Genomic DNA, 13255 nt, shown 5'->3' with positions numbered 1-13255 from the left:
CACCCTATGAGCATCGGGAACCCCGCTCTCGCCGACGTGCTCGTCCAGCACGGCAGTCCGCACCTGCTGCTGGCCGCACTCGCCGACAGGGGAATCCTGGTCGCCGTGCGCCCTGACCGCTCCGTCGTCCTGGGCACGACCCAGGTCGGTGACCGCGTCCTGCTCGGTTATACCGGGCCCCAAACCTACGCACGGCACCGGGGCGGCCATTCGCTGTCGGCCTGCGACGCCGACACCATCCTCGACATCCAGCGCGTCACCGGCGTGCGGGAGATCGTGATCGACGCCGCAGGCCCGGCCGCGGCAGCCGTACCGATCGAGGATCTCCAGCGTTTCCTCGTCTCGACGCGGACGGGGTCGCAGCCGGTGCTGTCCGGCGCGATGCCCACCGCGTACGCGACCGGGGCCATGGCCGCGGTCTCGACCGGCGGCTCGGTGCTGCAGAGCGCGCCGCCCGTGCAGGTCGCGCCCGCGCCGCAGTCGTGGATCCCCGCGCCGCGCCCCCACCTGTCGGGGCCCATGCAGCAGGTGGATCCCGGCTACCGCCGGTGCACCCACCCGATCCTGCCCGCGCTGCGCGGCGCGATCGTGCTGCTGCTGTCCGACTACCCGCTGGTCCACCACGTGTGGATCTCCGAGGCGCGGACGGCCTCGGGCGCCCCCGGCATCATGCTGCACGTCAAGGTCCACATGTCGGCCGCCGAGGACGTGGTCCGCGACCTGCACCGCGGGGTTCGCGCCAGGCTGCCGCAGCTGGCGGCCAGCGAGGCGCCGATCCTCATGGCCCGGGTGGCCGACGCGCGTAGCGAGCGCAGGATGGTGGAGCTGGGCGCGCACGTGGTGTGCGCGGACGTCACGGACTGATTGGGCCTACTGCGCAAGAGCACGGACGTCACGGACTGATTGGGCCTACCGAGCAAGAGCTCGGTCGGCTTGACTGGCGGCGTGATCGTCTCCACCGGCGTGCGGCTCGGGTACGGCGTGGGCTCGTTCTGCACGGCCACCTACGCCGCGGTGCCGGGACTGCTGCTGCTCTACTACATGACCAACTTCCTGGCCGTGCCCGCGTGGTTCGCCGGCCTGGTCGTGGCCGCGCCCAAGGCGTGGGACCTGGTCGTGAACCCGCTGGTGGGCCGGTGGTCCGACCGTACGGTGTCACGGATGGGACCGCGCAGGCCGTGGATGCTGGCGGGCGCCTGCACGCTCCCGCTCGCCTTCGCGGCGCTGTTCGCGGGCCCCCCGCTCACCGGCACGCCCGCCGCCGTCTACGTGGCGGCGGTCTTCCTGGTCGCGGCCACCGCCTACGCGCTGTTCGAGGTGCCGTACAAGGCGATGCCCGCCGAGATGACCGGCGACTACCACGAGCGGACCGCGTTGCTGCAGTGGCGGATGGTCTTCATCGGCGCGGCGACCGTGATCAGCGGCGTCGTTGCACCCGCCATCGTCAACAGCCAGGGCGACGGCGGCACGCCGGCCGGCTACCGGCTGATGGGCGTCACCATCGCGATCGTGATGCTGACCGCCATGCTCGGCGCCTTCTTCGGTACGGCCCGCGCCCCCATGACCGGCGCCCCCGAGCCCGACGGCGGCTCGCTGTGGTCGCAGTTCGCGGTGCTGCGCGGCAACGCGTCGTACGGCTGGCTGCTGGCGCTGAGCTGCACGCAGTTCCTCGCCGTCGGGGTGATGCTGGCGGCGGCGCCGTACTTCGCCACCTACGTTCTCGACGACCCCAAGGCGACCAGCACGCTGTTCGCCGCGCTGATCGGGCCGATCCTGCTCACGATGCCGCTGTGGCTGAAGCTGTCCAAGCGGTACGACAAGCGCGGGGCGATGCTCATCGCCGGCCTCGTCTTCGCCTGTGGTACGGCGGCGGCGGTCGCCACGCCCCTGTTCGGCGACCTGTTCGCGCACCTCATGCTGCTGGTGGTGGGCATCGGGTTCGCCGGCGTCCAGCTGCTGCAGTTCTCGATGCTGGCCGACGTGATCGCCCTCGACGCCGCCACGACCGGCATGCGGCGCGCGGGCGTGTTCACCGGGTTGTGGACGGCGGTCGAGAGCGCGGTGAGCGCCTTCGGCGCGCTGATCTTCGGCGCGGTGCTGTCGCTGGGTGGATTCGGGCCGTCCGATCCGGGCAGGCCGGTGGCGCAGCCGGAATCGGCCGTCACCGCCGTGCTCCTCGGTCAAACAGCCGTGCCAGCCTCCATTATCTTTCTTGCCGTCCTCATGACGTTCCGTTACCGATTGACAGCGGAACATGTTCTGCATGACCCGCTCGAGTCTTCTACATCAGGCGAGATACGCCCTCCGGCACCCTGACAGAGTCCTCCCCCACGCGCGGCGGCTCACCAGAGACCTGTGGTTCCGGCTGCACACCCGTGACCACGTCGACTACTACCGGGCCGTGATGCGCTCCGACACCGGCCGCAACCCCGACCGCGCCGTCGGCGCCAAGAGCAGGCAGCGGTGGCTGAAGCTGGGCCAGACGCAGTTCGACTACCTCGTCACGCACGGCCTGCGCCCCGAGCACCGCATGCTGGAGATCGGCTGCGGCAACCTGCGCGCCGGGCGGCTGTTCATCGACTACCTCTCCCCCGGCAACTACTACGGGCTCGACATCTCTCCCGACATCCTCTTCGCCGCCCAGCGGACGCTGGCCGACTACGGCCTGCAGGGCAAGCTCCCCCACCTCATCCCCGTCCGCGATCTGCGCTTCGAGTTCCTGCCGGACGAGTACTTCGACGTCGTCCACGCCCACAGCGTCTTCTCCCACTCCCCTCTGCACGTGATCGAGGAGTGCTTCGCGCACGTGACCCGCGTCATGAAGCCCGACGGCTGGTTCGACTTCACCTTCGACAGGACGCAGGGCAAGGAGCACCACGTCCTGCGCGAAGACTTCTACTACCGGACCGAGACGCTCGCGCGGCTGGCCGAGCGGCACGGCCTGACGGCGGAGTTCATGGACGACTGGGAGCTCCTGCCGCTCAAGCAGTCCAAGCTCCGCGTGCGCCGCGCCGTCAGGTGAGGCGACGGGTCACCGTCAGCCTTCCTGGCCGCGCGAACACTCCCGCGACGAGCGCGGCCAGCAGCGGCAGGCCGATCACGAGGCCGCCGACCAGGGGCCACGGCACGGCGATCGTCGCCGGTTTGATGTCCTGCATGACGCGGACCCAGCCGTATGCCCGGGTCGTGCCGCCGCCGCTGGTCATCACCCACGCCAGCGCGACACCGGGGGCGGCGCCGGCGACGGCGCCCACCAGCGCGCCGAGACCGGCGATGTAGCCGGCCTGGCCGGCCACCGCCAGCCGGCCCGTCGTGGCGGGCGCTCCCACCGCCGAGACGGTCGCGAGGTCGGGCCGCATGTCGGCCGCCGCCAGCGCGGTGGCCACGAACGTGCCGCCGAGCACCAGCACCAGCGTGCCGCCCAGCAGCACGAGCAGTTCATCGCCGATGTCTCGGTGATATCCCCTCTCCAGGTTGGCGCCGGCATGGGGACTGATCGCCAGGAGGTCCCGTTTGAACCTGTCCATGGCCTTCGGCTGGTGCCGCGCGTGGAGCTGGCGCTCGGTGAGCTTCCACCCCTTCGCCGCCACCGCCGACGGCGGGACCAGGACGGCGCCCAGGTTCCGGTCGGCCGCCTTCGCCACGATCGCGGGCAGCTCGAAGGTCTGGTACGGGTCGCGGGACGCGTAGGTGCCGGCCTCGACGACGAGCCTGCCGTCGCGCACCAGCGACGGGTCGAAGACCACCGCCTTGCCCGCCGCGAACGCGGCGGCCGTGCGCGGGTCGTGCTCGCCCTGGAGCAGATCGAGCAGCCGCTGGTCGCCGATGGAGAAGTCGAAGGACTCCACACCGCATCCGTCACACCGGACCGGCCGCCGGGCGCGCAGGTCGAGCAGGCGGCCCCGGTCGTCCGCCGCGCGGTACCCTCCGACCAGTTCGACGCTGGGCAGCCGTTCCTCCACGGCCGTGCGGATCTTGGCCCATTCCGCGTCGTCCGCGGCGGCCGCACTGATCGCCAGCGTGCCGGCCGGAACGGCGGACCGGTACGACTCCTGGTGGGCGATGTGCTGGCTGTAGATCCCGATGCCCACCGTGACGGCTCCGGCGGTCGCGGTCATGACGGCCGCGACGGCCGACGCCGTACGCACGCGATGCCGGACGGCGTCGCGCACGGTCAGCCGCAGCGCGAGCGGCAGCCGGCCGGCCGGTCGCCCCGTGGCCGTGACGATCCACGGCGTCAGCGCCACCATCCCGAGCAGCCCGAGCATGGCGGCCATGAAGATCCACAACTCCTCGGTCCTCGCCGCCAGAACCATCGCGGCGAGACTGGCGGCCACCAGGACCAGCCCGAGCACCGGCTTGCCGGCCTTGACCCGGGTGCTGCCCGAGCGTCCTGCCAGCACGGCGGCGGTGTCCTGGCGGGCCGCCTGCTGGGCGGGAACCAGCGCCGCCACCACGCCGCTGACCAGCCCGAGCGCCGCCACGCCCGCCACCTGCCACCAGGGCACGTCGGTCGGGCCCACGGTGGTCGAGACGAACGGCACCAGCAGCAGCCCGCCCGCCGTCCCTGCGACGGCCCCCACGGCGGAGGCGAGGCCGCCCAGGACGAGACCGTCGGCCAGCACGACCGCCCGCAGGTGCGCCGCCGAGCCGCCCTGGGCGGAGATCATCGCGAGCTCCGTCCTGCGGCGGCGCAACCCGATGGCGAACGCGGGTCCGGCCAGCAGGACGGTCTCGGCCGTCACCATGAAGACGACGAGCGCGACCGCCAGCACGTCCATGCTCGTCGTCGGCACCATCGGCCTGTCGTAGGCGGCGGTGTTCGCCGAGAGTCCGACGAGGCCGACCTCGTTGAGGCGCCGGGTGTCGGCCAGGGTCGCGGGGGCCGGGGTGTCGGCCAGCCAGCCGGTGCCGGCGCCGTCGCGCTTGTTCAGCAGCAGCACGCCCCTGAACCCGATGATCTCGCGGTGCGCGGAGCTGAACGGGTAGGCCACCACGCCCACCACTCTCACCTGGCGGTCGGCCCGGGTGACCCTGATGGTCTCGCCGGGCCGGAACGGGAGCCCGTTGGCCACCACCACCTCGTCGGGACCGGCGGGGTAGCGGCCCGCGACGAGCGGCCGCATGCCCTTCGCCAGGGGATCGCGCAGGTCGATCTCGGCCGCGCTGACGTGCTCGTAGCCGTCGTCGAGCCAGACGTCGACGCTCCCCTCGTCGAAGCCGATCAGCCTCGCGCCGGGCTGCAGCCGCGCGGCCGCCTGCGCCGCGGTCGTGGGCCCGCCCCGCTTCGGTTCGCCGTCGTCGACGGGGCCCGGCAGTCCGATGGAGCCGTGCTGCTCGCCGACCCTGGCGTACTCCGTCGTCGTGATCCGCAGGTCGGCCGCGCCCAGCTGCCTGACCAGCCCTTCGCGGAGCGAGACGTTCGCGGTCGCCACGACGGTGAGCAACCCCGTGATCACCAGGACCGGCAGGCCGATCATCACCATGATCAGCGCGGTGCGCCCCTTGGCCCTGGCGGCGTCACGCCGGGAGATGCGCAGCGCGGCCCTCATCGGGCGCTCTCCACCGGCGCGGCCGTCGTGTCGGCGATCAGCCCGTCGCGCAGGAACACCACCCTGTCGGCCCACCCCGCGTAGCGCGACTCGTGGGTGACCAGCAGCACCGCCGCGCCCGCCTCGCAGCGGCTGCGCAGTAACTCGAGGATCTCGTCGCCGGTCGGCGTGTCCAGCGCGCCCGTCGGCTCGTCGGCCAGGATCAGCCGCCGCTCGCCCACCAACGACCTGGCGATCGCGACGCGCTGGCGCTGCCCGCCGGAGATCTCGTCGGGGAACCTGTCGGCGACGTGCGCCAGGCCCACCTGGCCCAGCACCTCGAGCGCCTCCCGCCGGGCGTCGCGGGCGCGCACGCCGTCGAGCTCGCGGGGCAGCATGACGTTCTCCGCCGCGGTCAGCGAGGGGATGAGGTTGAGGTCCTGGAAGACGTAGCCGACGCTCCTGCGCCGCAGCGCCGCCAGGTCCCTGACCGTCGCCAGGTCGACGCCCTCGACGGTCACCGTGCCGCCGGTGGGCCGGTCGAGGCCGCCCGCGAGGTTGAGCAGCGTCGACTTGCCCGAGCCCGACGGGCCCATGACCGCCACCAGTTCCCCCGACGCGACCTGCAGGCTGACGCCCCTCAGGGCATGGACGGCGGCCTCGCCCTCCCCGTGCACGCGCGCCACGTCGTGCAACGACACCACCACCTGCTTCATGCTCCAGCCTCCTTGAGTACGGCCTCGCAGTGGTCGAGCCAGCGCTGCTCGGCCTCGGCCTGAAAGATCATCGAATCCAGCACCAGACGCTGGGCGGGGCCCGCCGAGCCGGCGCGCTTGGCCCGGGTCAGCTCCTGCAGGGTGCGCATCGTGGCGGTCCGCTGGCGCTGCACGACCTTGCCGACGTCCACGTCCTTCGCGGTGACGGCCATCGCCAGCTTGATGACCAGCTCGTCCCTCGGCCGGTCGGACTGGGCGACGGGGGTGCTGAACCATCGCCCCATCTCGGCCCGACCGGCCTCGGTGACCGTGTAGACGACCCGGCCCTGCTCGTCCTCCTCGCCGGAGGCGACCAGGCCGTCCCGTTCCATGCGCGAAAGCGTCGTGTAGACCTGGCCGATGTTGAGCGGCCAGGTCGCCCCCGTCGACGCCTCGAACTCCGCGCGCAGCTGATAGCCGTACCGAGGCCCCTGGCTCAGCAGCGCCAGGAGCCCGTGTCTGATCGACATGAATACTGAGTATGCATACGCAGTATGCCCCATTCAAGGTTTTCTGGACAGGAAACGCGGTTCGGGCCGATACTCGGGGCATGAGCTCGACGCAACCCCCATTTCGCGCCTCCGATGGGGAACGTGATCGCGCCATCGACGAGCTCCGCGACCGCGCCGTCGAGGGGCGTCTGAGTCACGACACGTTCGTGGGCCGAGTCGATCAGGCACTACGTGCGCGCAGCCGCCACGAGCTCGACGAGCTGGTCGCCGACCTTCCCCCGCGCAACACCCTTCGCCAGCGGCTGACCGACGTGGTGGCCTCGGTCTCGGAGTTCACCACCCGGGTGCAGTCCGCGTGGCGCAAGCCGCGCCTGCCGCGCCTGGCGCTGCCCGACGACAGCAGGCTCAGGTACGTGGTCGGCCGAGGGTCGGCCTGCGACCTGGTGCTGGCCGACCTGACCGTCTCCCGGGTGCACGCCGAGCTGCGCAGGACGGACGACGGGTCATGGATGCTGGTCGACCTGGGATCGCTGAACGGCACCCGCCTCAACGGATGGCGGCTGGTGGGGCCCGCGCGCGTGCGCTCGGGCGACGAGATCTCGTTCGGCGACGTGGGCTTCCTGGTGTCCAGCCCGGCGACCACCGTCTGACCCACATCGCCCGAGGTTTCCGTTCCGCGCCGAGGCGCTTCCACCTGCCGTCACACGCTGCGGCGACGTGCGGGATGGCCAACCTCGGCAAGGACGCCAGGAAAGATACGGAAATTTGCGGATTGCGGCGGGGGATCGGCGCTCCCATGATCCCTGCGAGACCAAGTACGCACCCTGGAGACCTCCATGCGTCGCACCCCCGCCTCACTCGCCGCCGGAGCGCTCGTCGTGGCCCTCGCGTGGGCGTCCGGCCCCGTCGCTCCCGCCACGGCCGCCGACCCCTCCCCCGGCGTCGCCGACCTCACCCAGGACCTCAACCAGATCCTCAGCGACTCCCGGCTGGACATCGCCCGCGCCGGCGTCGTGGTCAAGAGCGCCGCCACCGGCGAGGAGCTCTACTCGAACGACGCGGGCAAGCTCATGACCCCCGCCTCCAACGCCAAGCTGTTCACCTCCGCGGCCGCGGCCGAGGTGCTCGGCCTCGACCACCGGTTCACCACCAGCGCGCTGGCCGCCGGCCGTACCGTCGGGTCCGTGCTCACCGGTGACCTGGTGCTGCGCGGCACCGGCGACCCGACGATGCTGGCCGCCGACTACGACGCGCTCGCCGCCGCCGTCGCCGCGAAGGGCGTCAAGCTCGTCACCGGCAAGCTGGTCACCGACGACACCTGGTTCGACACGGTACGGCTCGGCCAGGACTGGGCCTGGGACGACGAAACCGCCTACTACGCCGCCCCGATCTCCGCGCTGACCGCCTCACCCGACAAGGACTACGACGCGGGCTCGGTCATCGTCTCTGTCGCGCCCGACGGGGACAAGGTCAAGGTCTCCACCACCCCCGAGACCGACTACCTGAAGATCGTCAACAACGCCACCGTCGGCACCTCGACCGACGTGCTCGTCGAACGCCGGCACGCCACCAACACGGTCGTCATCACCGGCACCGTGGCCGGGCCGTACAGCGAGTGGGTGGCCGTCGACGACCCCACCCGCTACGCCGCCTCCCTGTTCCGCAAGGCGTTGAACGCCCACGGCGTCAAGGTCCTCGGGCCCACCGTCAGCGGCGCGCCCGAGGGGGCGACCGAGCTGGCCAAGCACGAGTCGATGCCGCTGAGCGAGCTGCTGGTGCCGTTCATGAAGCTCAGCAACAACATCCACGCCGAGATCCTGACCAAGGCCATGGGCCGCAAGGTCGCCGGCCAGGGCACGTGGGCCGCCGGGCTCAAGGCCACCTCCGACTTCGCCAAGGCCAACGGGGTGCAGATCCTGAACCTGCGCGACGGCTCCGGCCTGTCCCGCCGCGACGGCGTCACCGCCACCTCCATCAGCCAGCTGCTGCTGTCGGTGCGGAGCAAGCCGTGGTTCAAGACCTGGTACGACGCGCTGCCCATCGCCGGCAACGCCGACCGCTTCACCGGCGGCACCCTGCGCAGCCGGATGCGCGGCACGCCCGCCGCCAACAACGTCCACGCCAAGACGGGGTCGCTGACGAGCGTCACGTCGCTGTCCGGGTACGTGACGAGCGCCGAGGGCGAGCCGCTGGTGTTCTCGATCATGCTGAACCAGTACCTGTCCGGGTCCCCCAAGGACATCGAGGACAAGATCGCGGTACGGCTGGCGAAGTTCAGCCGCACCGCTCCGGACACCGCCGCCCAGCTGCGCGGCGAGGAGAGCCCGGCCGCGCCGGAGGGCGGCGAGCTGGAGTGCTCGTGGCTCAAGCCCGTCGAGTGCTGACCCTCTGACCGCCACCCGCACGGCCCGCCCGGAACCTTTCAGGCGGGCCGTCCCCTTTCCACACACTTGACACCTCCGGCACCCCACACACCCCCGCCCCGCGAAGCCCACAGCTCGTGCACCCCGCGCACCACCCACCCCACACCGCCACGGCCCCACGCATCCCGCACACAACGCACCCCGCGAACCGACAACCCCACGGACCCCGCACACCACCCACCCCACATCGCCACGGCCCCACGCGCCCCGCGCACAACGCACCCCGCGAACCGACAACCCCACGGACCCCGCGCACCACCCACCTCGCACCGCCCAGCCCCACGCATCCCGCGCACAACGCACCCTCCGAACCCACGACCCCACGCACCCCGCGCACCACCCACCCCGCACCGCCCACGGCCCACCCGGTCCACCGGGTTCGCCGGTTCCACCCGCCCGAGGCTCGGCAGGTACCGGGCCCCGCCTACGGATCCGCATCTCGACCGAACCGCGGGAGTCACGGGGGATCCGCATCTCGACCGAATCGCTGGTATCACGGGGTCCGCATCTCGACCGAGCCGCTGGTGTCACGGGACCGCCGGCATCAGGGGCACGGGCCGCCCTCCGACCGCCACGGTCGCGCGGCCATCGACGCCACGGACTCCACCGAGGTCGGGAGCTCTCGGTGCCGGGACCGCGGCCCCATCCGCCACGTACCGTCCGGACATCACCTTCCGTAACGGCGCCCGGCCACGGACGCTCGGTGACGCGTGTCCCTGGACGGAGGCCGGCCACGCGCCCGGGGTGGCGCGTGGCACGGCGTGCCGTACCGGCCGGGAGGGAGGAGGGAGCGGCTACGAGACGACCTTCAGCCGGCGGAGGGTGTAGCCGCCGCCCGACGGATCGAGGGCTTTCGTCGCCTGCTTGAACAGGTACTCCGCCCGCTCGTAGGACAGGCGGCGGCGTCCCGTCTCCGGGCACAGGTCGGCCGCCGGCGTCGTGGCCGGCCGCGGCCGCCGATCGGTGAGGAACACCGGCCCACGGGTGCGGCCGGCCACCAGGAGAGGGAGGAGTCCGGCGGTCTGCGAGCGCCAGCTCACCCAGGTGCCGCCCGCGCGGGCCCGGCGGTCGTCGAGGTCCAGGTCCTCCACGTTCAGCGACAGGACGGCCGTCACCCCGGCCCCGGACTCGTGCAGCAGCCGCCACAACGTCCGCTCGCGCAGGGGCAGGTCAGGGCTGCTCCACAGCGCCTCCAGCTGTGCCGGGCCGATCCGCTCCGCGGGTGCGCGCGTCTCGGGTCGCCGGTCGAGGCCCGCCGCGAGATCGTCCAGGGACGCCCAGGCGCCGAACGACCGGATGGCGGACCGATGCCGGTTCCACGTCCTGGCCGCCGCGTCGCCCCAGGCCGTCTGGAACACCCGGGTGACGTGGGCGGCGGTGAGGGAGTCCAGAGGCAGCTGCTCGCCCAGGGCCAGGAGCAGGCGGCGCAGGGTCTGCCGGTAGGAGCGGATCGTCGGGGCGCCGAGATCGTCCCGTGCCAGGAATTCCTGTACGGCCCGGCCAAGCGTCCGGACGGGCGCGCCGGTGACCGCGATCTCGTCGGCGCGGCGGCGCAGGAAGTCACGCTCGGCGGCGTTCCTGGTGAGGGCCGCGGCGCGCTCGAACTCCAGCCGCGCCTCCGCGTGCCGTCCCAGGCCGAGCAGGAGATCGCCCCTGACACTCGGCAGCAGGTGGTAGTCGCGCAGCACGGGATCCTCGACGAGGGTGTCGGCCACGGCGAGCCCGGCCTGCGGCCCGTGCGCCATCCCGACGGCCACAGCCCGGTTGAGCTGCACGATCGGCGTCGGCAGCAGGCGGGCCAGCCCTTCGTACAGCGCGGCGATCTGCGCCCAGTCGGTGTCCTCGGGGGTTCGCGCCTGCGCGTGGCACACGGCGATCGCCGCCTGCAGCACGTAGGGGCCGGGAGCGCCGCCGATCGCCCTGGCCCGCAGCATCGCGGTGAACCCGCGGCGGATGAGGAGCTGGTCCCAGCGACCCCGGTTCTGCTCGTGCAGCTGGACGGGTTCTCCCGACGGCCCGGTCCGCGCGGCCGAGCGGGACGCCTGGATCTCCATGAGCGCCACCAGCCCGTGCACCTCGGCCTCGTCCGGGGCGAGCGTGGCCAGCAGCCGGCCGAGCCGCAGCGCCTCCAGGCAGAGCCCCGGCCGCATCAGGTCGTCGCCCGACGTCGCCGAGTACCCCTCGTTGAAGATCAGGTAGATGACCTCGAGCACCGACGACAGGCGCGCGGCCGTCTCCGTGCCGTCGGGCAGCTCGAACGGCACCGCCGCCGCGGCGAGGGTCCGCTTCGCCTGGGCGATGCGCTGGGCGATCCGCTGCTCGGTGACGAGGAACGCCCGCGCGATCTCCGCGGCGGTCAGGCCGCCGAGGAGCCGCAGCGTCAGCGCGACCCGCGCCTCGGTCGGCAGCACGGGGTGGCAGGAGACGAACATCAGCCGTAGGACGTCCTGCTGCTCGGTGTCCGGCGGCTCGGTGTCCTGCGGCTGGTGAAGCTCATGGGCCAACTGCTCGTACCCGCTCTCCAGGCGGGCGGAGCGCCGGATGTGGTCGATGGCCCTGCGCTTGGCGACGGCCATGAGCCAGGCGCCCGGATTATCCGGGACCCCCGACTGCGGCCATTGTTCGAGCGCGGCGACGAGCGCGTCCTGGGCCAGTTCCTCGGCGAGGCCGACGTCGTGCACCATCCGGGCGAGCGCGGCGATGATCCGCGCCGATTCCAGCTTCCAGACCGCGTCGACGCTGCGATGGGTGTCCGTCGTGGACATGCCGGCAGCGGATCAGGCCCCGAAGACCTGCTGGATGACGCTCTCGCCGTCCCCGACGATCTTGCGGAAGCGGCGGGTCAGCTCGATCGCCTCCTCCTTCGAGCGCACCTCGACCAGCGCGAACCCGGCCACGGCCTCCTTCGCCTCGGCGAACGGCCCGTCGGTCACGGTGATCTCGTCGCCGGCGGACGTCACGCGGATGCCGCCGGGCTCGAGGCCGCCGGTGGCCAGCAGGATGCCCGCCGCGGTCAGCTCCTCGACGAACGCGGCCATCTCGACGTAGAGGGTCTCGTCGGGGGGCGTGTCAGAAGCCTTGGACATCATCAGGTAGCGCATGGGCCTGCCTCCTCGTGTTCGCGTGTCGCTGCCTACGCGTCGTACCACCCTAGCGACAGGAAACACACGCATTCCCTGTCACATCGCTGGATCGACGTCTGGATGAGAACCGACACCGAGAAAGGCACCGGACATGACCGCCATCCAGCTCCCCACCGCCACCGCCGGGCCCGCCGCCACCACCCGCGCCCTGCTCACCTGCGCGACCGTGGCCGCGCCGCTGTGGGCGACGGTCTCACTCCTGCAGGCCGCCACCCGCGAGGGCTTCGACCTGACCCGCCACCCGTTGAGCGCGCTGGCCAACGGCTCACTCGGCTGGCTGCAGATCGCCAACTTCCTGGTCGCGGGCGTGCTGACCGTCGTGGGCGCGTCCGGCCTGCGCCGTGCGATGCACGGCACCCCCGGCGGGACGTGGGTGCCGCGGCTGGTCCGCCTCAACGGCATCGGCATGATGGCCGCCGGCGTCCTGGTCATGGACCCGGGCGACGGCTTCCCCACCGGCACCCCGTACGGCATGCCGCAGACGATCAGCTGGCACGGCTACGGCCACATGGCCGCCGGATCGATCGCCTTCGCCGCCCTGATCGCCGCCTGCTACATCCTGGGCCGCCACTTCAGCCGGGCCGGCGACCGCGGCCGCGCCGTCGCCTCCCGCGTCGCCGGCACCGCCCTCCTGCTCGGCAACGGCTGGGCGATGAGCGGGGGCACGGCGGGTTCCCTCACCCTGGCCATCGGGGCGATCACCGCGATGCTCTGGATCTCCGTGGTCGCCGCCCGCTACCGCCGCAGCTCGTGACCGCCGCCCTGCCCCTCCCGGCCCTGCCCCTCCCCTCCGCCCCACCTCCGGGGCGGACGGGAGAGGCAGGGCCGTTCGGCGTACCGGGGTTCCGGCATGAGATCGGCGTGGAAAGGGCGAGGGGCGATCGAGGTGGACCGCGGCTGATCAGCGGTTTCGGCGCGGGCGGAATCCGGCACTCGACATGTTTCACATCA

11 protein-coding genes and 1 pseudogene are annotated in these 13255 nt (G+C 72.4%); 6 read left to right on the top strand and 6 right to left on the bottom strand.

What is annotated here, in order from left to right:
* Positions 1-6 precede the first annotated feature (6 nt).
* From ACWENQ_RS00455 to ACWENQ_RS00445, 3 genes are all read left to right on the top strand, one after another.
* Entirely contained in the window at positions 7-864 is an 858-nt protein-coding gene (locus tag ACWENQ_RS00455; RefSeq protein ID WP_449928759.1) for a hypothetical protein, read from the top strand.
* 81 nt (positions 865-945) lie between these two features.
* Entirely contained in the window at positions 946-2316 is a 1371-nt protein-coding gene (locus ACWENQ_RS00450) for an MFS transporter (RefSeq protein WP_452412449.1), read from the top strand.
* On the top strand, positions 2264-3022 hold the full coding sequence (locus ACWENQ_RS00445) for a class I SAM-dependent methyltransferase (RefSeq protein WP_354909684.1): 759 nt from the start codon (positions 2264-2266) through the stop codon (positions 3020-3022). The genes ACWENQ_RS00450 and ACWENQ_RS00445 overlap by 53 nt, the downstream gene beginning before the upstream one ends.
* On the opposite strand, the gene ACWENQ_RS00440 is transcribed toward ACWENQ_RS00445, so the two are convergent.
* Genes ACWENQ_RS00440 through ACWENQ_RS00430 form a run of 3 tightly spaced genes read right to left on the bottom strand, consistent with a single transcriptional unit; the run spans position 3015 to position 6756 of the window.
* Positions 3015-5552: an FtsX-like permease family protein gene (locus tag ACWENQ_RS00440; RefSeq protein WP_452412448.1), complete on the bottom strand. Its 2538-nt coding sequence runs from the start codon at positions 5550-5552 to the stop codon at positions 3015-3017. The genes ACWENQ_RS00445 and ACWENQ_RS00440 overlap by 8 nt on opposite strands.
* The gene (locus ACWENQ_RS00435) at positions 5549-6247 is read right to left on the bottom strand and encodes an ABC transporter ATP-binding protein (protein WP_449928767.1); all 699 of its coding nucleotides are present in this window, start codon (positions 6245-6247) and stop codon (positions 5549-5551) included. The genes ACWENQ_RS00440 and ACWENQ_RS00435 overlap by 4 nt, the downstream gene beginning before the upstream one ends.
* Positions 6244-6756, bottom strand: a complete 513-nt coding sequence (locus ACWENQ_RS00430; RefSeq protein WP_354909692.1) for a PadR family transcriptional regulator — start codon at positions 6754-6756, stop codon at positions 6244-6246. Before ACWENQ_RS00430 ends, ACWENQ_RS00435 begins: the two co-directional genes overlap by 4 nt.
* Before the next feature lie 80 nt (positions 6757-6836).
* On the opposite strand from ACWENQ_RS00430, the gene ACWENQ_RS00425 reads away from it, so the two are divergent.
* Both ACWENQ_RS00425 and dacB read left to right on the top strand, forming a co-directional pair.
* Positions 6837-7388, top strand: coding sequence for an FHA domain-containing protein (locus tag ACWENQ_RS00425; protein ID WP_452412446.1), 552 nt, complete (start codon positions 6837-6839; stop codon positions 7386-7388).
* Positions 7389-7574: 186 nt separating this feature from the next.
* Positions 7575-9122 (top strand): D-alanyl-D-alanine carboxypeptidase/D-alanyl-D-alanine endopeptidase, encoded by a 1548-nt coding sequence (gene dacB, locus ACWENQ_RS00420; protein ID WP_449928771.1) that lies wholly within the window; start codon positions 7575-7577, stop codon positions 9120-9122.
* Positions 9123-9955: 833 nt separating this feature from the next.
* Here the strand turns inward: dacB and ACWENQ_RS00415 are convergent.
* The 3 genes and pseudogenes from ACWENQ_RS00415 to ACWENQ_RS00405 form a co-directional block, all read right to left on the bottom strand.
* Positions 9956-10612, bottom strand: coding sequence for a site-specific integrase (locus ACWENQ_RS00415; protein ID WP_452412974.1), 657 nt, complete (start codon positions 10610-10612; stop codon positions 9956-9958).
* A gap of 90 nt (positions 10613-10702) precedes the next feature.
* Positions 10703-11926, bottom strand: a pseudogene (locus ACWENQ_RS00410) (RNA polymerase sigma factor); the annotation flags it as partial.
* A gap of 12 nt (positions 11927-11938) precedes the next feature.
* Positions 11939-12262: a YciI family protein gene (locus tag ACWENQ_RS00405; protein ID WP_449928773.1), complete on the bottom strand. Its 324-nt coding sequence runs from the start codon at positions 12260-12262 to the stop codon at positions 11939-11941.
* 133 nt (positions 12263-12395) lie between these two features.
* Here ACWENQ_RS00405 and ACWENQ_RS00400 point away from each other — a divergent pair, with 133 nt between their 5' ends.
* Complete coding sequence (locus tag ACWENQ_RS00400) at positions 12396-13058, top strand: DUF998 domain-containing protein (RefSeq protein WP_449928775.1); 663 nt, start codon at positions 12396-12398, stop codon at positions 13056-13058.
* Positions 13059-13255: the final 197 nt, after the last annotated feature.

It is taken from the genome of Nonomuraea sp. NPDC004354 (assembly GCF_053602555.1).
This window is presented reverse-complemented; position numbering and strand designations above follow the sequence as displayed.